19 protein-coding genes and 1 other RNA gene are annotated in these 19,781 nt (G+C 64.2%); 11 read left to right on the top strand and 9 right to left on the bottom strand.

Annotated features, from left to right (window positions below):
* Positions 1–107 precede the first annotated feature (107 nt).
* On the bottom strand, positions 108–557 hold the full coding sequence (locus ABCR88_RS31585) for an EVE domain-containing protein (RefSeq protein WP_041120350.1): 450 nt from the start codon (positions 555–557) through the stop codon (positions 108–110).
* Positions 558–753: 196 nt separating this feature from the next.
* Between ABCR88_RS31585 and ABCR88_RS31580 the strand changes: the two genes are divergently transcribed.
* Complete coding sequence (locus ABCR88_RS31580) at positions 754–903, top strand: hypothetical protein (RefSeq protein WP_015637431.1); 150 nt, start codon at positions 754–756, stop codon at positions 901–903.
* A 33-nt stretch (positions 904–936) separates the two neighbouring features.
* Here the strand turns inward: ABCR88_RS31580 and ABCR88_RS31575 are convergent, their stop codons facing one another.
* The 4 genes from ABCR88_RS31575 to ABCR88_RS31560 form a co-directional block, all read right to left on the bottom strand.
* A complete protein-coding gene (locus tag ABCR88_RS31575; protein WP_011064146.1) occupies positions 937–1,542 on the bottom strand; it encodes a 5-formyltetrahydrofolate cyclo-ligase in 606 nt (201 codons plus the stop codon).
* Positions 1,543–1,632: 90 nt separating this feature from the next.
* Positions 1,633–1,811, bottom strand: a non-coding RNA gene (gene ssrS / locus ABCR88_RS31570) — 6S RNA.
* 23 nt (positions 1,812–1,834) lie between these two features.
* Positions 1,835–2,158, bottom strand: coding sequence for a cell division protein ZapA (locus tag ABCR88_RS31565; RefSeq protein WP_011064145.1), 324 nt, complete (start codon positions 2,156–2,158; stop codon positions 1,835–1,837).
* A complete protein-coding gene (locus ABCR88_RS31560) occupies positions 2,155–2,364 on the bottom strand; it encodes a TIGR02449 family protein (protein ID WP_011064144.1) in 210 nt (69 codons plus the stop codon). The genes ABCR88_RS31565 and ABCR88_RS31560 overlap by 4 nt, the downstream gene beginning before the upstream one ends.
* Before the next feature lie 235 nt (positions 2,365–2,599).
* Here ABCR88_RS31560 and ABCR88_RS31555 point away from each other — a divergent pair, with 235 nt between their 5' ends.
* The 9 genes from ABCR88_RS31555 (at position 2,600) to gcvH (ending at position 12,072) form a co-directional block, all read left to right on the top strand.
* Positions 2,600–3,157: a YecA family protein gene (locus tag ABCR88_RS31555; protein WP_011064143.1), complete on the top strand. Its 558-nt coding sequence runs from the start codon at positions 2,600–2,602 to the stop codon at positions 3,155–3,157.
* Between the two features lie 23 nt (positions 3,158–3,180).
* Positions 3,181–4,515 carry a Xaa-Pro aminopeptidase gene (pepP, locus tag ABCR88_RS31550; protein ID WP_015637430.1) on the top strand — a complete coding sequence of 445 codons (1,335 nt, stop codon included), beginning with the start codon at positions 3,181–3,183 and terminating at the stop codon, positions 4,513–4,515.
* Positions 4,512–5,699 carry a 2-octaprenyl-6-methoxyphenyl hydroxylase gene (gene ubiH, locus ABCR88_RS31545; RefSeq protein ID WP_011064141.1) on the top strand — a complete coding sequence of 396 codons (1,188 nt, stop codon included), beginning with the start codon at positions 4,512–4,514 and terminating at the stop codon, positions 5,697–5,699. Before pepP ends, ubiH begins: the two co-directional genes overlap by 4 nt.
* Positions 5,692–6,177 carry a DUF4442 domain-containing protein gene (locus ABCR88_RS31540; protein ID WP_011064140.1) on the top strand — a complete coding sequence of 162 codons (486 nt, stop codon included), beginning with the start codon at positions 5,692–5,694 and terminating at the stop codon, positions 6,175–6,177. Before ubiH ends, ABCR88_RS31540 begins: the two co-directional genes overlap by 8 nt.
* Positions 6,178–6,186: 9 nt before the next feature.
* Positions 6,187–7,404 carry a 2-octaprenyl-3-methyl-6-methoxy-1,4-benzoquinol hydroxylase gene (locus ABCR88_RS31535; protein ID WP_350404920.1) on the top strand — a complete coding sequence of 406 codons (1,218 nt, stop codon included), beginning with the start codon at positions 6,187–6,189 and terminating at the stop codon, positions 7,402–7,404.
* Between the two features lie 136 nt (positions 7,405–7,540).
* Complete coding sequence (locus ABCR88_RS31530; RefSeq protein ID WP_011064138.1) at positions 7,541–8,542, top strand: extracellular solute-binding protein; 1,002 nt, start codon at positions 7,541–7,543, stop codon at positions 8,540–8,542.
* A 240-nt stretch (positions 8,543–8,782) separates the two neighbouring features.
* The gene (locus tag ABCR88_RS31525) at positions 8,783–10,399 is read left to right on the top strand and encodes an iron ABC transporter permease (protein WP_019095408.1); all 1,617 of its coding nucleotides are present in this window, start codon (positions 8,783–8,785) and stop codon (positions 10,397–10,399) included.
* 154 nt (positions 10,400–10,553) lie between these two features.
* Positions 10,554–11,636 carry a glycine cleavage system aminomethyltransferase GcvT gene (gcvT, locus tag ABCR88_RS31520; protein ID WP_077934936.1) on the top strand — a complete coding sequence of 361 codons (1,083 nt, stop codon included), beginning with the start codon at positions 10,554–10,556 and terminating at the stop codon, positions 11,634–11,636.
* A gap of 52 nt (positions 11,637–11,688) precedes the next feature.
* Entirely contained in the window at positions 11,689–12,072 is a 384-nt protein-coding gene (gene gcvH / locus ABCR88_RS31515) for a glycine cleavage system protein GcvH (protein WP_011064135.1), read from the top strand.
* A 58-nt stretch (positions 12,073–12,130) separates the two neighbouring features.
* On the opposite strand, the gene ABCR88_RS31510 is transcribed toward gcvH, so the two are convergent.
* Entirely contained in the window at positions 12,131–13,270 is a 1,140-nt protein-coding gene (locus ABCR88_RS31510) for a DegT/DnrJ/EryC1/StrS aminotransferase family protein (RefSeq protein WP_350023360.1), read from the bottom strand.
* A gap of 191 nt (positions 13,271–13,461) precedes the next feature.
* Between ABCR88_RS31510 and gcvP the strand changes: the two genes are divergently transcribed.
* The gene (gcvP, locus tag ABCR88_RS31505) at positions 13,462–16,335 is read left to right on the top strand and encodes an aminomethyl-transferring glycine dehydrogenase (RefSeq protein ID WP_041120340.1); all 2,874 of its coding nucleotides are present in this window, start codon (positions 13,462–13,464) and stop codon (positions 16,333–16,335) included.
* Positions 16,336–16,342: 7 nt separating this feature from the next.
* On the opposite strand, the gene ABCR88_RS31500 is transcribed toward gcvP, so the two are convergent.
* From ABCR88_RS31500 to ABCR88_RS31490, 3 genes are all read right to left on the bottom strand, one after another.
* Positions 16,343–17,275, bottom strand: a complete 933-nt coding sequence (locus tag ABCR88_RS31500) for a fumarylacetoacetate hydrolase (protein ID WP_350403847.1) — start codon at positions 17,273–17,275, stop codon at positions 16,343–16,345.
* Between the two features lie 6 nt (positions 17,276–17,281).
* Positions 17,282–18,547 (bottom strand): MFS transporter, encoded by a 1,266-nt coding sequence (locus ABCR88_RS31495; RefSeq protein WP_232643703.1) that lies wholly within the window; start codon positions 18,545–18,547, stop codon positions 17,282–17,284.
* Positions 18,548–18,656: 109 nt separating this feature from the next.
* Entirely contained in the window at positions 18,657–19,706 is a 1,050-nt protein-coding gene (locus ABCR88_RS31490; RefSeq protein ID WP_011064130.1) for a type III polyketide synthase, read from the bottom strand.
* Positions 19,707–19,781 lie beyond the last annotated feature (75 nt).

Below are 19,781 nucleotides of genomic sequence, written 5' to 3'. Positions count from 1 at the left end.
GCCAAGCCTAAACCTATTGTTTGCAGGCTGCATGATGATCGGGGCAAAAAAACGTTCGGGCTGGCGCCGTGGACAGATCCGACTCCCGGCGCCAGGGGGCTGGGTGGTCAGCGCAGGGCGAGTACGGCAGCCCATTGTTCGGCGGTGACCGGCATGACCGACAGGCGGCTGCCTTTGTGCACCAGAGGCATTTCGGCGAGAGCTGCCTGCTGCTTGAGGTAGTCCAGGCGCAGCACCTGGGTGAAGGTTTCCACATGGGCCACGTCAATGGCGCTCCAGGCATTCTTTTCGGCGCTGGACTTGGGGTCGAAGTAGACGCTGTCCGGCTCCAGGGCGGTGGGGTCCGGGTAGGCGGCCTTGATGATCCGGCCGATGCCGGCGATACCCGGTTCCGGGCAGCTGGAGTGGTAGAAGAAGAACTCGTCGCCTACCGCCATGGCGCGCAGGAAGTTGCGCGCCTGGTAATTGCGCACCCCGTCCCAACGGGCTTGGCCGAGTTGCTGCAAACCCTGGATCGAGAGTTCGTCGGGCTCGGATTTCATCAGCCAATAGGCCATCTTTCTTACCCTCCAAAGGGTGATTGGGCAGGTTGTCGGGCAATTTTATGACAAACCGACGGTCGGTTGACGTCAGCATTTGCGTGTCGGTTCACGTTATCGCAGAATGCCGGGATTTTAAGCTTGACGCTGCTGCATGGCCTGTTATGGAAACCATGCTTGGAGCGTGTGTGATTTGCCTGAGGGGGGGCAATCGATGAAACGCCAACCGGATTTACTATGGATTTTGGTTATTTTGTTCGGTTTGGGCGTTGTGACCACCGGTTATGCGCAGAGCTTATGGGCCAGCAAGACCGATGCCCCCATCGAAATCGCACAACAGCAGCCGCAGCCTTTCAAGCGCTGAACCAGCTCGGGTGCCGCTGATCGAACGCGGCACCTATCGAGCGAAGTACCACCCCCGATCCGTCACCGTACCGTGCAAGGGTACATCCCAACTGGCCTGGTCCAGCTTTCCGACTTTCTGACATTCATGGGCCAGCCCCAGCAGCTTCGGCTTGCGCCAGTTCTGGCGCCGCGCAAGGTAGGCCAGGCTGCGGTCATAAAAGCCGCCACCCATCCCCAGGCGTCCACCTTCTTCATCAAAGCCAACCAGGGGCAGTAGCACCAGGTCCAGGGCCCAGACTTTGCGTTGCCGCGCGCAATTGACCCGGGGCTCGAGAATGCGAAAACGATTGGGCCGCAGCGTTTCTCCCGGGAGGACGCGCTGGAAAACCATCTTGGTCCGGGGCCAGGCGCTGAGCACCGGCAGGTAGGTGGCCTTGCCCCGGCGCTGGGCGGCACGCAGCAGCAGGCGCGGGTCGATTTCACCGTCGGTGGGCAGATACAGGGACAGGTGCCGTGCCCGACGAAACACCGGGTCCTGAGCCAGTTGGCGGTACAGGCCGAGGGCTGCCTGGCGTTGCTCGGCAGGGCTCAGGGCGCGACGGGCCTTGCGCAGCATGCGGCGAAGTTGCGGGCGGGAAAGCGGCGCAGGTTCGGTCATGAAAGAGGCTATGAGAAGGTCGGATTTGGCAGAACAGCCTACCCGGAAAAACCAATGCCAGCATGGATAACTGGCATTGGCTGACAATTCAGGCTCCCCAGGCGAACCGCTGTCGACTTAGCCCTTGAACCCGAAAGTTCAAGGCGGAAGATGCAGCAGGCTTTAAGGCTTTCCGTCTAGCGGACATGCACACCAGCCCAACGTGCAACTTCCAGGGTAGTGCGAATCGGCTCAGGGACATCGCCAACTGGCAAGCACCCCAGGGAGTGGCGGGAGTATACCGCAACCGCTGTCAGGAATCAGCTTTGCTTGTGTCCGAATCGGTGGCCAGAACCAGGTCAACACGCTCCAGCAGATCCCTCACCTGTTCCCGGGTGGTGGCGCTGGCCTGCACATCCGGACGCTCCTGGCGGTGCAGCAGGTCGTGGGTGATGTTCAGGGCGGCCATGACCGCGATGCGATCGGCGCCGATGACTTTGCCGCTGCTGCGGATCTCGCGCATCTTGCCGTCCAGGTAACGGGCGGCGCTCACCAGATTGCTGCGCTCTTCCTGGGGGCAGATGATCGAATACTCTTTGTCGAGGATCTGCACGGTAACGCTATTGCTTGAACTCATGAGTCTTGCTCCAGGGCCTTGAGGCGCGAAATCATCGATTCGACCTTACGCCGGGCGATTTCGTTTTTTTCAATGAGGTGCGCGCGTTCCTCGCGCCAGGTCTTTTCCTGAGCTAATAAGAGTGCGTTTTGACTCTTTAGTTGCTCGACCCGGGTAATAAGCAGTTCGAGTCTGGCCATCAGTGCGTGCAGGTCGGTGTCTTCCATTGTGTCCCACTGAAGTTGGTCTGATGAGTGGCAACTGGCTGGGCAGCGCCTCAATGGCCTGAGCAGTCGTGGCGCATCTGGCGTTGTCCGGTCGGCAATCTGTCTGTCGCCCGAGGCCCTGCGGGCCACTGTAACGGGGCGCAAAGCACAACGCGGCGCTGGCAATGAATGATGACACGCCCTACGATACAAGGCCTTCATTCTAGACATTGCGCCGCTTGGCGCCTAGCTGCCCATGCCCATTCAGAATTCCCCGTACAACGCCTTCGCCACCCTGCTCAGCAGCAGCGGTCATCCTGTTTCTCCTGCCGAGCTGCACGGCCTGTTGCTGGGTCGCAGCTGCGCCGGCGCCGGCTTCGAAGTCGACGGCTGGCTGGTGGACGCCGCCGAACTGCTCGAAGGCGAGCCGCAAGACAACGTGCGCAGCGCCTTGATCGGCCTGCAGGAGATGGTCAAGGGCGAGCTCACCAGCGATGACATGACCGTGGTCCTGCTGCTGCCCAGCGACGACGCCCCCCTGGCCGAGCGTGCCGCTGCCCTGGGCCAGTGGTGCCAGGGCTTCCTCGCCGGTTTCGGCCTCAACTCCCGTGACAGCAGTGCCCTGAGCGTCGAGGCCACGGAAGTGTTGCAGGACCTTGCAGCCATTGCTCAGGTCCAGGACGCGCTGGAGGAATCCGATGACGGTGAAAGCGACTACATGGAAGTGATGGAGTACCTGCGGGTTGCGCCTCTGCTGCTGTTCACCGAGACCAACAAGACCGTTGCGCCGGCTGCCAAGCCTTCTCTGCACTGACTGACAGGGAACTGCGTCCGCCCATGATTCATATCCCGAAAGCGGAATACAGCCGTCGCCGCAAGGCGCTCATGGCGCAGATGGAGCCCAACAGCATCGCGATCCTGCCGGCGGCGGCCGTGGCCATTCGCAATCGCGATGTGGAGCACGTCTACCGCCAGGACAGCGATTTCCAGTACCTCAGCGGGTTTCCCGAGCCCCAGGCGGTGATCGTGCTGATCCCCGGCCGGGAGCACGGCGAGTACGTGCTGTTCTGTCGCGAGCGCAACCCGGAGCGTGAACTCTGGGACGGTTTGCGGGCCGGCCAGGAGGGCGCGATTCGCGACTACGGTGCCGATGACGCATTTCCCATCACCGATATCGACGACATCCTGCCGGGCTTGATCGAAGGCCGCGACCGGGTTTACTCGGCCATGGGCAGCAACCCCGAATTCGATCGTCACCTGATGGACTGGATCAACGTGATCCGCTCTAAAGCGCACCTCGGCGCCCAGCCGCCGAACGAATTCGTTGCCCTGGATCATCTGCTGCACGACATGCGCCTGTATAAATCGGCGGCAGAAGTGAAGGTGATGCGCGAGGCCGCACGGATCTCCGCCCAGGCCCATATCCGCGCAATGCAGGCCAGCCGTCCCGGGTTGCATGAGTTCAGCCTGGAAGCCGAGCTGGATTACGAATTCCGCAAGGGCGGGGCGAAGATGCCGGCCTATGGCTCGATCGTCGCGGCGGGCCGCAACAGCTGCATCCTGCATTACCAGCAGAATGACGCCGTGCTCAAGGACGGTGACCTGGTGCTGATCGACGCCGGTTGCGAGATCGACTGCTATGCCAGCGATATCACCCGCACCTGGCCGGTCAACGGCAAGTTTTCGCCGGAGCAGAAGGCGATCTACGAACTGGTGCTGGCTTCCCAGGAAGCGGCCTTTGCCCAGATCGCCCCGAACAAGCACTGGAACCAGGCTCATGAGGCGACGGTCCAGGTGATCACCGCCGGCCTGGTGCAACTGGGCCTGCTGGAAGGCGATGTGGACCAGCTGATTGCCAGCGAGGCCTACAAGACGTTCTACATGCACCGTGCCGGACACTGGCTGGGCATGGATGTACACGACGTCGGCGAGTACCGGGTCGGCGGTGAGTGGCGGGTGTTGGAGGTCGGCATGGCGCTGACTGTGGAGCCGGGCATCTACATATCCCCGGACAACCAGCAGGTAGCGAAGAAGTGGCGCGGCATCGGCGTGCGCATCGAGGACGACGTGGTAGTGACCAAGCAGGGCTGTGAAATTCTGACAGGTGGCGTGCCCAAGAGCGTGGCCGAGATCGAGGCCTTGATGGCCGCTGCGCGGACCCAGGCGTCATGAGCCGGGTCAATCTGGCCATCATCGGTGGCGGTCTGGTAGGCGCGAGCCTGGCCCTGGCGCTGCAGGCCGGGGCCAAGGCCCGGGGCTGGAAGATCGTGCTGATCGAGCCCTTCGCGCCGGGCGACAGTTTCCAGCCCAGCTACGACGCCCGCTCCTCGGCCCTGTCCTTTGGCGCCCGGCAGATCTACCAGCGCCTGGGGCTGTGGCAGGCGATCTCCCGGCGTGCCGAGCCGATCAAGCAGATTCACGTGTCCGACCGTGGGCGGTTCTCCACCGCGCGCCTGTCGGCCATGGAAGAAGGGGTGCCGGCCCTGGGCTATGTGGTGGAAAACGCCTGGCTCGGCCAATGCCTGTGGCAAGGGCTGGACAAGGACGTGATCAGTTGGCGCTGCCCGGCCGAAGTCACCCGTCTGGAGCCCCTGGCAGGCGGCTATCGCCTGACCCTGAACGACGAAACCACCCTGGAATGCGATCTCGCTGTGCTGGCCGACGGCGGCCGCTCCGGCCTGCGCGAACAACTGGGCATCGGGGTCAAGAACCGCCCCTATAACCAGAGTGCGCTGATTGCCAACATCACCCCCAGCGAAGCCCACAACGGCATGGCCTTCGAGCGCTTCACCGACGATGGCCCAATGGCCTTGCTGCCGCTGCCGGATAATCGCTGTGCACTGATCTGGACCCGCCAGGGCATGGATGCACAGCGTCTGGCCGACCTGGACGAGCGCAGCTTCCTCAGTGAATTGCAGGGCGTGTTCGGCTACCGCCTGGGAACCCTGAAACAAGTCGGCGCCCGCCATCTCTACCCGCTGTCCTTGGTGGAAGCCGAGGAACAGGTACGCCCGCACCTGGTGGTGCTGGGCAATGCGGCCCACAGCCTGCATCCGATCGCCGGCCAGGGTTTCAACCTGTCGCTGCGCGATGCCCAGGCCCTGGCGGACGCCTTGTTGGCCAGCGAAGCGCTGCCGGGGGATTTTGCCGTGCTGCAGGCCTACCGCGAACGTCAGCGCCTGGACCAGAACCTGACCGTGGGCTTCTCCGATCAGGTCACCCGGCTGTTCGGCAGCAAACTGCCGCTGCTGTCCGTGGGGCGCAACCTGGGCCTGCTCGGCCTGGACCTGCTGCCACCGGCCAAACGCTGGTTCGCTCGCCAGGCCATGGGCCTGGGCACTCGCCCGGATGCGTGACTGGCTGACCCGGCGGTTCGGCAAGGCCCGCCTGTTGCGCTGGGTGTTGAACCTGTACCCGCCCTACCTCGGGGCTGGCGTGCGGGTTCGGCACATCAGTGCGGATTTCCGTGACGTCCAGGTCTGCATGGGCCTGGGCTGGTACAACCGCAACTATGTCGGCACCCAGTTCGGCGGCAGCCTGTATTCCATGGTGGATCCGTTCTTCATGCTGATGCTGATGGAGAACCTGGGCCCCGACTACATCGTCTGGGACAAGGCCGCGACCATCGATTTCATCGCCCCGGGCAGAGGGCCGGTGTTTGCCCGGCTCAGTATCGACCAGGCGCTGCTCGACGATGTTCGCCAGCAGACCGCAACGGGCGAGAAGTACCTGCCGCAGTGGCAGGTAGAGATTCATGACGGCTCCGGCACCCTGGTGGCGCGGGTCGATAAAACCCTTTATGTGCGGCTCAAGCCGCCAGTGAGACAGGCCTAAAGCATGGAAATGCGCGCAGATGTGCTGATTGTCGGAGCCGGAATGGTCGGCAGTGCCTTGGCGTTGGCGTTGCAGGGCAGCAGCCTGGAAGTGCTGCTGCTCGATGGCGGTTCCCTGAGTGTCAAACCCTTTGATGACCAGGCGCCGTTCGAGCCTCGGGTCAGTGCCTTGTCGGCGGCCAGCCAGCGCATCCTGGAGCGCCTGGGCGCCTGGGACGGCATTGCCCGGCGCCGTAGCAGCCCCTACTGCGACATGCAGGTCTGGGACGGCAGCGGCACCGGGCAGATCCACTTCTCGGCGTCCAGCGTGCATGCCGAGGTGCTGGGTCATATCGTCGAGAACCGGGTGGTTCAGGACGCCTTGCTCGAACGCCTGCATGAATGCGATATCGGCCTGCTGGCCAATGCCCGTCTGGAGCAGATGCGCCGCTCCGGCGACGACTGGCTGCTGACCCTGGCGGATGGCCGGCAATTGCGTGCGCCGCTGGTGATCGCTGCCGATGGCGCCAACTCGGCGGTGCGCCGGCTCACCGGTTGTACCACCCGCGAGTGGGATTACCTGCATCACGCCATCGTCACCAGCGTGCGCAGCAGCCAGCCTCATCAATTGACCGCCTGGCAGCGCTTCACCGATACCGGCCCGCTGGCCTTCCTGCCCCTGGTACGGGACGGGCAGCATGATTGGTGTTCGATTGTCTGGTCGACCACCCCGAGTGAGGCCGAGCGCCTGATGGCGCTGGACGACGAGAGCTTCTGCGCCGAACTGGAGCGCGCCTTCGAAGGCCGCCTGGGTTCGGTGATCAGCGCCGACCCGCGGCTCTGCGTGCCGTTGCGCCAACGCCATGCCAAGCGCTACGTGGCCGAAGGCCTGGCGCTGATCGGCGACGCCGCCCACACCATCCACCCGTTGGCGGGGCAGGGGGTCAACCTGGGTTTCCTCGATGCCGCCGTGCTGGCCGAAGTGCTGCTGCAAGCGGCCAGCCGCGGCGAGCGCCTGGCCGAGGTCAAGGTGCTGAGCCGCTTCGAGCGCCGGCGCATGCCCCACAACCTGGCGCTGATGGCGGCCATGGAGGGCTTCGAGCGGCTGTTCCAGGCCGACCCGTTGCCCATGCGCTGGCTGCGCAACACCGGCCTCAAGGTGATCGACCAGATGCCCGAGGCCAAGGCCCTGTTCGTGCGCCAGGCCCTGGGCCTGAGCGGCGACTTGCCGGAACTGGCCAGAGCCTAGGCGCCGGCTTGCTGGCCAAGCGTCGCGAGGACGAGCCTACGCAACATCTGGTAACTCCTCAGCGCCGGGTTCGGTTGAGATGGCAAATGGGAGTCCTTATCATTTCGCCTCACTTTGAAATCGAGAGACCGCTCCCATGTTGGCACCGAAGCGTCTACTGACCGCCCTGGCCCTCACACTCATCGGTGGCACCGCCTACGCCGCCGATGAAGTCGTGGTCTACTCCTCGCGTATCGATGAGCTGATCAAGCCGGTGTTCGATGCCTACACCCAGAAGACCGGGGTGAAGATCAAGTTCATCACCGATAAGGAAGCGCCGCTGATGCAGCGGATCAAGGCCGAGGGCGAGAACGCCACCGCCGACCTGCTGCTCACCGTGGATGCCGGCAACCTCTGGCAGGCCGAGCAGATGGGCATCCTGCAGCCGTTCACCTCCAAGGTCATCGACAGCAACATTCCCCTGCAATACCGCTCCTCCAACCACGCCTGGACCGGCCTGAGCCTGCGGGCGCGGACCCTGGCCTACTCCACCGACCGGGTCAAACCTTCAGAACTGACCACCTATGAAGCCCTGGCGGACAAGCAGTGGGAAGGCCGCTTGTGCCTGCGCACGGCGAAGAAGGTCTACAACCAGTCGCTGACCGCCACGCTGATCGAGACCCACGGTGCCGAGAAGACCGAAGAGATCATCAAGGGTTGGGTCAACAACCTGTCTACCGATGTGTTCTCCGACGACATCGCGGTGCTCGAGGCGATCAACGCCGGGCAATGCGACGTCGGCATCGTCAACACCTACTACTACGGCCGCCTGCACAAGCAGAAACCGAACCTGGCGGTGAAGCTGTTCTGGCCGAACCAGGGCGATCGCGGGGTGCACGTCAACCTGTCGGGCATCGGCCTGACCAAACACGCACCGCACCCGGAAGCGGCCAAGGCCCTGGTGGAGTGGATGACCACGCCTGAGGCGCAGAAGATCTTCGCCGACGTCAACCAGGAGTTCCCGGCCAACCCGGCGGTAGCGCCTTCCGCGGAAGTGGCCAGCTGGGGCAAGTTCGTAGCCGACACCCTGCCGGTTGAAATCGCCGGCAAGCGCCAGGCCGAAGCCATTCGCCTGATGGACCGCGCTGGTTGGAACTGAGCCTGCCGTTATACTGCGCCCCGCTTTTGCGGGGCGTTTTCTTTAGCGGCTGGGCTTTTGTGGCGAGGGAGCTGGCTCCCGTTCCACCGCGCAGCGGTGGCCAGCCCTGAATACGTGATTCAACTGGCGTAACGTGGTTGCAGCCGTTGGGGCGGCCATGGCGCCCAGCGGGTGCCGCTCCCTGGCCCCACGCGTTTTGCGCAAGTATTTTTGTCTGTTCCACCTGCCCGAGAGTTTTTTGTGGCCCATCCCGCTCAACGTCGCTGGTATCCCCTGGTCTTTGCCGTAGCGGCCCTGGTCCTTTTGCCGCTGAGCGTGCTGCTGTTGTCCTGGCAGGCCGTCGACCAGCAGATCTGGTCCCACCTGTGGGACACGCAAATGCCGCGGCTGTTGGGCAATACCCTGACCCTGGTGCTTGGGGTGGGCGTTGGCGTCACGCTGCTGGGCGTGAGCCTGGCCTGGCTCACCAGTCTCTGCGAGTTTCCCGGACGGCGCTGGCTGGACTGGGCCTTGATGCTGCCCTTTGCGATCCCGGCCTATGTGCTGGCTTTCGTCTTTGTCGGCCTGCTGGATTTTTCCGGGCCGGTGCAAAGCCTGCTGCGGGAATGGTTCGGCAGCGGCCTGCGACTGCCGCGGGTACGTTCCACCGGTGGGGTGATCCTGGTGCTGGTGCTGGTGTTCTATCCCTATGTCTACCTGCTGGCGCGCAACGCCTTCCTGGCCCAGGGCAAGGGGTTGATGGAAGCTGCACGGGTCCTCGGACAATCGCCCTGGCAGGCGTTCTGGCGGGTGGCGCTGCCCATGGCGCGGCCGGCCATCGGCGCCGGGGTGGCCCTGGCGCTGATGGAAACCCTGGCGGATTTCGGTGCGGTGTCGGTGTTCAACTTCGATACCTTCACCACCGCTATCTACAAGACCTGGTACGGCTTCTTCAGCCTTTCCAGCGCCGCCCAGCTGGCCAGCCTGCTGCTGCTGGCGGTGATGCTGGTGCTGTACGGCGAGCGCCGCGCCCGTGGCGCCAGCCGTACCGGTAACGAGCGGCCCCGGGGCAAGGCGCTGTACCACTTGCGCGGGCTCAAGGCGTTGGCGGCCACGGGCTGGTGCCTGCTGGTATTCGCCTGTGCCTTCGTGATTCCGCTGCTGCAGTTGCTGGCGTGGTTCTGGCAGCGCGGGCGCTTCGACCTGGATGAGCGGTATGCCGGCTTGATCATCCACACCCTGTACCTGGGCGGCATGGCGGCGCTGATCACTGTCAGTGTGGCTCTGCTCCTGGCCTTTGCCCGACGCCTGGCGCCGACCCGGGGCATCCGCGCCGGGGTCAGCCTGGCCAACCTGGGCTACGCCTTGCCCGGCTCGGTACTGGCGGTATCGATCATGCTGGCCTTCAGTTACCTGGATCGCGAGCTGGTGATCCCGCTGTCCGGCTGGTTGGGCGGGGCCGGCAAGCCGCTGCTGCTGGGCAGCCTGTCCGCCTTGTTGCTGGCCTATCTGGTGCGTTTTATCGCCGTGGCCTACGGGCCGCTGGAAAACAGCCTGGAGCGGATCCGCCCGTCGCTCCCCGAAGCGGCGCGCAGCCTGGGGGTCGCTGGCCCGCGACTGTTTTTCAAAGTGTATCTGCCGTTGTTGCTGCCCGGGACCTTGAGCGCCGCCTTGCTGGTGTTCGTCGATGTGCTCAAGGAAATGCCCGCCACCTTGCTGATGCGCCCGTTTGGCTGGGACACGCTGGCGGTGCGGATCTTCGAGATGACCAGTGAAGGGGAGTGGGCCCGGGCCTCGCTGCCGGCACTGACCCTGGTGCTGGTGGGCCTGCTGCCGGTGATTGGCCTGATCCGCCGCTCGGCCCATCGAATCGGTTAGGTGCCAGCCTTGCACCTTGCAGCTACAATGCGCGGCATTCGGTGCGGCCTGTTGTTTGGCCGGGACGCTGAAATCGGCTGAAAGCCATCTATTTCAAGGCTTTCACACCAACAGCGCCAGTCCGCACCCTCGCCACGCCCGGAAGGAGAAACCCATGGGACAGCGTACGCCTCTGTATGACCTGCATCTCGCCCTCGGCGCGAAAATGGTCGATTTTGGCGGTTGGGATATGCCCTTGCATTACGGCTCGCAGGTCGAGGAGCACCATCAGGTGCGACGTGATTGCGGTGTGTTCGATGTATCCCACATGACCGTGATCGATGTCAGCGGTACCCAGGCCAAGGCCTGGCTCCAGCGGTTGCTGGCCAATGATGTCGAACGCCTGCACAACCCCGGCCAGGCTCTGTACAGCACCATGCTCAATGAACGGGGCGGCATCGTTGACGACATGATCGTCTATCGCCTCGAAGACGCTTATCGCCTGGCGCTCAATGCCGCCACCCGTGATCAGGACCTGGCCTGGATGCAGGCGCAGCTGGGGGATTTCCAGGTGCAGCTGCACGAGCGCCCGGAGCTGGCGATGCTGGCGATCCAGGGCCCTCAGGCGCGGCACAAGATTGCCGAGCTGGTAACCCAGTCCCGCGGCACCCTGATCCAGCAGCTCAAGCCATTCGAAGCCGGCTTTGACGGCGACTGGTTCATTGCCCGGACCGGCTACACCGGCGAGGACGGTCTGGAGATCGTCCTCCCTGCCGACCAGGCCCCGGCCTTCTTCAACGACCTGGTGGGGGCGGGGATCTCGCCCATCGGTCTGGGCGCCCGGGACACCCTGCGCCTGGAGGCCGGCATGAACCTCTATGGCCAGGACATCCATCAGGATGTCTCGCCCCTGGCGGCGAACATGGCCTGGAGCATTGCCTGGGAACCGGCGTCACGCCAGTTCATCGGTCGCAGTGCCCTGGAAGCCGAACGGGCGGCCGGGGTGAAGCAGAAACTGGTGGGCCTGGTGCTCGAAGAACGCGGGGTTTTACGTGCGCATCAGGTGGTTCGCATCGCCGATGTTGGCGAAGGTGAGATCACCAGTGGTAGTTTCTCCCCTACGCTGAGCAAATCGATCGCACTGGCGCGGGTGCCAATGGCCACCACCGACCGTGCCGAAGTGGAAATCCGCGGCAAGTGGTACCCGGTCCGGGTGGTCAAACCGACCTTCGTGCGTCACGGCAAAACCCTGATCTAACTATTTCCAGCAGGCATTGCGCCGCTGACACTTCTTCTTGAGGACACAGAACATGAGCGATATCCCTGCCCACCTGCGTTTTGCCGACAGTCACGAATGGGCCCGCCTGGAAGCCGACGGCAGCGTGACCGTAGGTATTAGCGACCACGCTCAGGAAGCCCTGGGCGATGTGGTTTTCGTCGAGCTGACTGAAGTCGGCAACGTGTTCGGCGCTGGGGACCAGGCCGGTGTGGTGGAGTCGGTGAAAGCCGCTTCCGACATCTATGCGCCGGTGGCCGGTGAAGTGATTGCGGTCAACGAAGAGCTGAGCGCCAGCCCCGAGTTGCTCAACAGCGATCCGTACGGTGCCTGGATCTTCAAGCTCAAGCCAAGCAACCCGGGCGATCTGGACAAGCTGCTGGACGCCGCCGGCTACAAGGCCGCCATCGGCGAGTAAGCCGTTCTCGCCAGCCAGCCCACTCCCGTTGCAGGAGCAAGCTGGCTGGCGAAGCCCCTCAGGCTTGCAACACCTCTTTCACCGCCGCCACCGCGCGTTCCACGTCGGCCTTGCTCATGGCGGTGAACATCGGCAACGAGACGATCAGCCGACCGACCCGTTCTGCTACCGGGAACATCCCCTCCTTGAAGCCGCGCTCGCGGTACAGGCTCAGCAAATGAATCGGCGGGTAGTGATAGCCGATGCCAATCCCGCGTTCCTGCATCTGCTCCATGAAGGTGGCGCGGGCCGGCTTGCCATCCTTGCGCTCTGGCAGTACCAGCTGGAACAGGTGCCAGTTGCTGTTGGTGAAGTCCGCCGGCGGTAGCTGGGCGCCATAGCGGGCCCCGAAATCGCTGCCAAAACATTCGAAGTAGTGCCGGGCCAGCTCACGGCGATGGGCGGTGATCGCCTCTATATGGGCGAACTGCCCCAGGCCGATGGCGGCCGCCACGTCGGTCATGTTGAACTTGCCGCCGAGCACATCCACATCCAGGCCGTCGAAGCCGTTGCGGGTCACGCCCTGCAGGCGGTACTTCTCGGCCAGGCGCACTTCTTCTGGCGTGTTGAGCACCAGGCAGCCGCCCTCGGACGAGGTGACGTTCTTGTTGGCCTGGAAGCTGAAGGATACGAAGTCGCCACCGGCACCGATGCGCTGGCCGTTCCAGCTGGAGCCCAGGGCCTGGGCGGCATCTTCCACTACCCGCAGGCCGTGCTTGTTGGCCAGGGCGTAGAGGCGGCTCATGTCCACCGGCAGCCCAGCCAGGTACACCGGGATAATGGCCTTGGTGCGCGGGGTGATGGCGGCTTCGACCTGGGCCAGGTCGATATTGCGGGTGACCGGGTCGATATCGGCGAACACCGGCGTGGCCCCGACTTCGAGGATGACGTTGGCGGTGGCCACCCAGGAAATCGGCGTGGTGATGACTTCATCACCGGCACCGATGCCGGCAATGCGCAAGGCGATCTCCATGGTGCAGGTGCCGGAGTTGAAGGTGCGTACCGTGCGCCCGCCGAAAAACTCCGAGAGCTGGGCTTCGAAGGCCTGGACCTTGGGGCCGCTGGTGATCCAGCCCGAACGCAGGACTTCGCCGACAGCGGCGATGGTGGGTTCATCGATGGTGGGTTTGGAGAACGGCAGGAAAGGCAGTTGGCTCATGACGATGGGACACCCGATAAGCGGACGATAGGGGCACAGGTTGCGATGCGCCGGGGCTGGCGCGTTGACGTCGAGCATGATGGTACCGATTGCCCCGGGACGCCAGAGCATCGACGCGGGAAATCGACTGCTATGCTGCTTGGCACCCTGTTGCAGCGACGCTGAGCGCCGTTTATCGGAGAGAGCCGGTCATGTCCCAGTTGCTATCTTTGAGCCAGTTACGCGAGCCCAACGCTTTTCTCAACCGGCACCTGGGGCCCGACGCCGAGGAGCAGCAAGCGATGCTCGCCAGCCTCGGGCTGGGCAGCCGGGCCGAACTGATCGAGCAGACGGTGCCACCGGGTATCCGCTTCAATCGTGCACTGGACCTGCCGCCGGCCCTGGACGAAGCGGCCGCCCTGGCCAGGCTCAAGGGGTATGCCGGGCAGAACCAGGTCTGGACCAGCCTGATCGGCATGGGCTATCACGGCACCCTGACGCCGACGGTGATCCTGCGCAACGTGCTGGAGAACCCCGGCTGGTACACCGCCTATACCCCCTACCAGCCGGAAATCGCCCAAGGCCGGCTCGAAGCCTTGTTGAATTTCCAGCAGATGACCATCGACCTCACCGGCCTGGACCTGGCCAACGCCTCGTTGCTGGACGAAGCCACCGCCGCCGCCGAAGCCATGGCCCTGGCCAAGCGCGTGAGCAAGTCTTCGAGCAACCTGTTCTTTGTCGATGAACACTGCCACCCGCAAACCATTTCCGTGGTCCGCACCCGGGCCGAAGGCTTCGGTTTCGAACTGGTGGTCGGTGGGGTTGACGAACTGTCCGGGCACCAGGTGTTCGGCGCGTTGTTGCAGTACCCGGACACCCATGGCGAGATCCGCGACCTGCGGCCGCTGATCGACCAATTGCACGCCCAGCAGGCCCTGGCTTGTGTCGCGGCCGACCTGCTCAGCCTGTTGTTGCTGACCCCGCCGGGCGAACTGGGGGCCGACGTGGTGCTCGGTTCGTCCCAGCGCTTCGGCGTGCCCATGGGTTACGGCGGCCCCCATGCGGCGTTTTTCGCCTGCCGCGACGAGTACAAGCGGGCGATGCCCGGACGCATCATTGGCGTGTCCAAGGATGCCCGTGGCCAGGTGGCCCTGCGCATGGCCTTGCAGACTCGCGAGCAGCATATTCGCCGCGAGAAGGCCAACTCGAACATCTGCACCGCCCAGGTGCTGCTGGCCAATATTGCTGGTTTCTACGCCGTCTATCACGGCCCGGCCGGGCTCAAGCGCATTGCCCAGCGGGTACACCGGCTGACCTGCATCCTCGCGGTCGGCCTGGAGCGCCACGGCATTGCCAGGGTCAATCGGCACTTCTTTGACACCCTGACCCTGGAGGTCGGCGGCAGCCAGACGGCGATCATCGAAAGCGCCAGGGCGCAGCAGATCAACCTGCGGATTCTCGGCCGTGGCCGGCTGGGGCTGAGCCTGGATGAAACCTGTGACGAAAGCACCGTGGCCCGTTTGTTCGACGTGTTCCTGGGTGCCGACCACGGGCTGGAGGTCAGCAGCCTGGACGCCGAGGCGCTGGAGTCGGGGATTCCCGACCCGCTGCTGCGACGCACGCGCTACCTGACCCACCCGGTGTTCAGTGCCCATCACAGCGAAACCGAAATGTTGCGCTACCTCAAGCAGCTGGAGAACAAGGACCTGGCGCTCAACCAGTCGATGATTCCCCTGGGCTCCTGCACCATGAAGCTCAATGCCAGCAGCGAGATGATCCCCATCACCTGGCCGGAATTCGCCAACCTGCATCCCTTCGCGCCCCGGGAGCAGGCTGCCGGCTATGGCCTGCTGATCGCGGAGCTGGAGCGTTGGCTGTGCGCCATCACTGGTTTCGACGCCATCTGCATGCAGCCCAACTCCGGGGCCCAGGGCGAGTACGCCGGGCTGCTGGCGATTCGTCGCTACCACGAGAGCCGCCGGCAAGGCGGTAGGCATGTCTGCCTGATCCCGGCGTCGGCCCACGGCACCAACCCGGCCTCGGCGCAGATGGCCGGGATGCAGGTGGTGATCGTCGAGTGCGACGAGGCCGGCAACGTCGACCTGGAAGACTTGAAGGCCAAGGCCCAGGCGGCCGGCGAGCGCCTGTCGTGCCTGATGGCTACCTACCCTTCGACCCACGGCGTGTACGAAGAGGGCATCAGCCAGATCTGCGAAGTTATCCACAGCCACGGAGGCCAGGTGTACATGGACGGCGCCAACCTCAACGCCCAGGTAGGCCTGGCGCGGCCGGCGGACATTGGCGCCGATGTCTCGCACATGAACCTGCACAAGACCTTCTGCATTCCCCATGGCGGCGGTGGCCCGGGCATGGGCCCGATTGGCGTGCGCGCGCACCTGGCGCCGTTTGTCGCCAACCACCCGGTGGTGCCCATCGACGGACCGTTACCGGAGAACGGCGCCGTCAGCGCCGCGCCCTGGGGCAGTGCGAGCATCCTGCCCATCAGCTGGATGTACATCGCCCTGATGGGGCCGCAGCTGGCGGATGCCAGCGAGGTGGCGATCCTTGCGGCCAACTATCTGGCCGAGCAATTGAGCGGTGCCTTCCCGGTGCTCTACAGCGGCCGCAACGGCCGGGTGGCCCACGAATGCATCCTCGATCTGCGCCCGCTCAAGGCCCAGACCGGGATCAGCGAGGAAGACGTGGCCAAGCGCTTGATGGACTACGGCTTCCATGCCCCGACCATGTCCTTCCCGGTGCCGGGCACCCTGATGGTGGAACCCACGGAAAGCGAATCCAAGGCCGAGCTCGACCGTTTTATCGAAGCCATGCTGAGCATCCGCGCCGAGATCGCCCAGGTGCAGGAGGGCAACTGGCCGGCCGAGGACAACCCGCTCAAGGGCGCTCCCCATACCCTGGCGGATATCACCGGAGTCTGGGAGCGCTCCTACAGTATCGAACAGGCGGTGCTGCCCACCGCCCATACCCGGGCCCACAAGTACTGGCCGGCGGTGAACCGGGTGGACAACGTCTATGGCGACCGCAACCTGTTCTGCGCCTGCGTGCCGCTGGCGGACTACCGCTGAACGGGCCTCAGTAGTGGTGGCGCGTCCGCACCGGCTGGTTACCATGGGTGCTGGCACGGGCTGGTTGGGTTTCCAGGGGATAGAGGTGCAGCAACTCTTCCTCGATCACCTGGTTGCTCAGGCCCAGTTCCAGCTCCGGGCAGTCCAGGTCCAGCCAGTCACCGTGCTGCAACTGCAGGTCGCTCTCGCGCCGGCTGGCGCTGTGGAACACATAGTGGACCATGCCCGGTTGCAGGAACTGTTCGTGCTGTTCGAGGAAGGCCTGGGAGTATTTGCGAATAGCCCACCAGTTCTGCAGGTCGAGGCGATAGCTGCGCTGCGGCAACGGCGCGCCCTGGCGTTCGACCCGGACATTGAGTGACAGGCTGCTCTGCAGTTCGCCGAGGATCAGCGCCGGGGCGATGGCGCACTGACGCAGTCGCGATTGCGCGCAGGAACTGGCGTCCTGATGGCTCAGCAAAGGGTCGTGAATGTCGTGGCCGAGGCTGAAGCCGACAAAGCGCAACTGGCCGAAGGGGTCCACCAGGTACACGCACACCACCCCGGGCTGGCTGGAAATGCTCTGGGCGTGGTACGGAATCATCAGCGGCTCGCCGTCGGTCTTCAGCAGGCTGCCATTGCCCTTGTAGAACCAGCCCTGGCGGGTGTGCGGGGTGTTCAGGGTGACTTCGCTGACCTGCACCAGCAGGTTGTCCCGAGGCTTGAGCGGTGGGCGCAACGGGCCCTGTTGGGGGCCGTCCGCGGGCAATTGCGGGTGGGGCGCGAGGCTGCGCAGGTGTTCGCTCCAGCCCAGATGGCGACGGCTGCAGAACAGCAGGGTCTCGTACAGCCCGCCGTGTTCGGAATAGGCCCGCACGCTGCGGCCATTGTGAAAGTCGAACAGCCCGATGGCGCGCTGGTCCTTGTGGCAGACATCCAGCAACAGCAGGTAATCGTCCATGATTCTCTAGTCCTTCAGGGGCAAGGGGGCGGGGAGGATGGGCAGCGCTTCGCGCATGCGCGAACGGCGCGGTTCGAGGGCCTGTTCCTTGAGCAGGAATGACAGCAGCAAGCCGGCCAGGCTGCCGCTCAGGGCCACGTACAGGATCGATGGCAGGCCGAAATGGCTGGCGGCGAACCCGGCCACGGCCGGTGACAACCCGCCACCCAGGATCTCGCCGAACCCCACCACGATTCCGGTCGCCGCCGGCAGCAGGGCCGGGGTGACCGATTCGCTGGTCAGCGGGCCGACCGTCATGCAGATCAGGCTGAAGTTGAAGAACGACAGCAGGAACAGCAACAGGAACAGCAGCCAGGGAAGTGGGGGGCTGACGATCAGCAGGCCCACCAGGGTGCTGCTGGTCATGAAGCACACCGACACCACCGGCTTGCGCCCGAGACGGTCGGACATGCCGGGGATGATCAATTGGCCGATGAAGCCGCCCAGGCCGATGGCCGAGATGACGAAGGCCATGGACAGGGTTTCCAGGTGCATATGGTCGGTCAGGTAGCTGGGCAGCATGGCGCACAGCACGAACTGGCAGGTGAGGATGCAGAACATGATCAGGATGTTCAGGCTCACGTTGCCGCTCTTGAAGGCCGCCAGCCAGGTGCCTGCGGTGCGGTCGGCCTGGGGCGCCGGCAGCGGTCGGTAGATTTTCCACAGGTAGCCGGCCAGCAGCAGGCCCGGCAGGGAAATGATGGCGAACACCGCGCGCCACGAGCCAGTGATTTGCAGGAGGTAAGCGGCGATCAGCGGCCCCAGGCACAGGCCGAGAATCGGGAACAGCGCCTGCTGGATACCCAGGTTCAGCCCGCGCCGGTCGGGGCGCGAGACTTCATTGGTGACAATGATGCTGGTGGGGGTGAAGGCACCCTCGCAGATGCCCATCAGCCCGCGCAGAATCACCAGCCCCAGCACGCCGGTGGCCAGCGCGGAAAAACCGGACAGCAGCGAAAGCACGGCAATCGAGGTCACCAGCACGCGGCGGGTGCCCAGGCGCTCGATCACGCTGCCCATGCCCAGGGCGGACAGCCCCCAGGTGAAGGCCAGCGCGGCGGACAGGTAGCCCAGGTCCTGATAGTCCAGTTGCAGGTCGTGCATGATCACCGGAAACAACGGCAGGATGATGAAGCGATCCAGCCCCACCAGCCCGAAACTCAGTGACAGCAACAGCACCATGGATCTTTCGTAACGGCTGTTGGCAGCCGTGGTTGGTATTCCAGTGTTCATCGCTCAGCTTCCTTGTGAAACCATGAACCCGACGCAAGCGCCGTGGGAGGCAACCTGACGTTGCCATGCAGCCCGGCAACGTCAGGTGGGACAGGCACAGGCAGTCACATCAGGCGGTCCACTCGCCCACCGCCATTTCCGCGGTGAACCCCGGGCCGAAGGCTGCCAGCAGGCCGATGTCGCCGCGATTGAGGTTGGAATCGAACTGCCGCTTGAGCACGTCGAACACCACCACGCTGGCAATGTTGCCGGCTTCCGACAGGCTGCTGCGCGATTGCGAGACCCGGTTGGATGCCAGGTCCAGGTGCATCACCAGCTCGTCGAGGATCTTGCGACCACCGGTGTGGAAGATGAAGAAGTCGTTGTGTGCACAGTTCTGTTCGAAGCTCTCGTAGTTGAGCCGCTCCATGACCGGTGCCACGTCCTTGATGGAGTTCATCACCGCCTTGTCGAGAGTGAAGTGAAAGCCGGTGTCCTTCACGTCGTACTTGATGTAGTGCTCGCTCTTGGGCAGGAAGTACGACTCGGTCTTCTTGATCTTGAAGCCGCCGGCCTGGTCATCGGCGCGCAGCACGCAGGCTGATACCGCATCGCCGAACAGCGCGGCGGAGATGAAGGCGTGCAGCTTGGTGTCGTCCGGCTGATAGCACAGCGAGGAGAACTCCAGGGACACGATCAGTACGTGGTTGCGGGCATCGAGCCGGGCGAAGTCGTTGGCGCGGTTGATGGCCGCGGCACCGGCCACGCAGCCCAGCTGGGCGATCGGCAACTGCACGGTGGAGGTCGGCAGGGCCAGGTCGTTGATCAAGTGCGCAGTCAGCGACGGCATCATGAAGCCGGTGCAGGAAGTGACGATCACCATGCGAATGTCGCTGATCTGCAGCCCGGCATTCTCGATGGCCTGGCGCGCCGCGGCCGACGACATCTGCCGGGCTTCACGCTCGTAGACAATGCTGCGGTGGGTGAAACCGGTGTGCACTGCCAGTTCATCGATCGGCAACACCAGGTGGCGCTCGTTGACTTCGGTGTTGGCGATCATGCGCTTGGCCAGGGCCATGCGTGGATGGTCGGCGTGCAGGTTTTCCAGGTGATCGACCATCTGTTGCTGGGTGATCTTGTGTTGCGGAAACATAACGTGTGGAAGGCAAAGTGTAGACATGATGGGTCCTTGGCTTTAAGTAAGCCAACAAGTTAAGGGGTGGGGATAGTCCCCGTTATAGGCACAGGAATCTGT

Origin of the sequence: Pseudomonas sp. W17, assembly GCF_040268305.1 — a bacterium.
GTDB lineage: Bacteria > Pseudomonadota > Gammaproteobacteria > Pseudomonadales > Pseudomonadaceae > Aquipseudomonas > Aquipseudomonas protegens.
Note: the sequence above shows the minus strand (reverse complement) of the source record. Positions and strands in the feature narration are given on the sequence as shown.

Coding starts and splice junctions, on each gene's coding strand:
- ubiH (WP_011064141.1), top strand. CDS start 4,512: ATGAGCCGGGTCAATCTGGCCATCATCGGTGGCGGTCTGGTAGGCGCG.
- ABCR88_RS31565 (WP_011064145.1), bottom strand. CDS start 2,158: ATGAGTTCAAGCAATAGCGTTACCGTGCAGATCCTCGACAAAGAGTAT.
- ABCR88_RS31575 (WP_011064146.1), bottom strand. CDS start 1,542: ATGACCGAACCTGCGCCGCTTTCCCGCCCGCAACTTCGCCGCATGCTG.
- ABCR88_RS31580 (WP_015637431.1), top strand. CDS start 754: ATGAAACGCCAACCGGATTTACTATGGATTTTGGTTATTTTGTTCGGT.
- ABCR88_RS31585 (WP_041120350.1), bottom strand. CDS start 557: ATGGCCTATTGGCTGATGAAATCCGAGCCCGACGAACTCTCGATCCAG.
- gcvP (WP_041120340.1), top strand. CDS start 13,462: ATGTCCCAGTTGCTATCTTTGAGCCAGTTACGCGAGCCCAACGCTTTT.
- ABCR88_RS31530 (WP_011064138.1), top strand. CDS start 7,541: ATGTTGGCACCGAAGCGTCTACTGACCGCCCTGGCCCTCACACTCATC.
- ABCR88_RS31490 (WP_011064130.1), bottom strand. CDS start 19,706: ATGTCTACACTTTGCCTTCCACACGTTATGTTTCCGCAACACAAGATC.
- gcvT (WP_077934936.1), top strand. CDS start 10,554: ATGGGACAGCGTACGCCTCTGTATGACCTGCATCTCGCCCTCGGCGCG.
- gcvH (WP_011064135.1), top strand. CDS start 11,689: ATGAGCGATATCCCTGCCCACCTGCGTTTTGCCGACAGTCACGAATGG.
- ABCR88_RS31510 (WP_350023360.1), bottom strand. CDS start 13,270: ATGAGCCAACTGCCTTTCCTGCCGTTCTCCAAACCCACCATCGATGAA.
- ABCR88_RS31495 (WP_232643703.1), bottom strand. CDS start 18,547: ATGAACACTGGAATACCAACCACGGCTGCCAACAGCCGTTACGAAAGA.
- ABCR88_RS31555 (WP_011064143.1), top strand. CDS start 2,600: ATGCCCATTCAGAATTCCCCGTACAACGCCTTCGCCACCCTGCTCAGC.
- ABCR88_RS31535 (WP_350404920.1), top strand. CDS start 6,187: ATGCGCGCAGATGTGCTGATTGTCGGAGCCGGAATGGTCGGCAGTGCC.
- ABCR88_RS31500 (WP_350403847.1), bottom strand. CDS start 17,275: ATGGACGATTACCTGCTGTTGCTGGATGTCTGCCACAAGGACCAGCGC.
- ABCR88_RS31560 (WP_011064144.1), bottom strand. CDS start 2,364: ATGGAAGACACCGACCTGCACGCACTGATGGCCAGACTCGAACTGCTT.
- pepP (WP_015637430.1), top strand. CDS start 3,181: ATGATTCATATCCCGAAAGCGGAATACAGCCGTCGCCGCAAGGCGCTC.
- ABCR88_RS31540 (WP_011064140.1), top strand. CDS start 5,692: ATGCGTGACTGGCTGACCCGGCGGTTCGGCAAGGCCCGCCTGTTGCGC.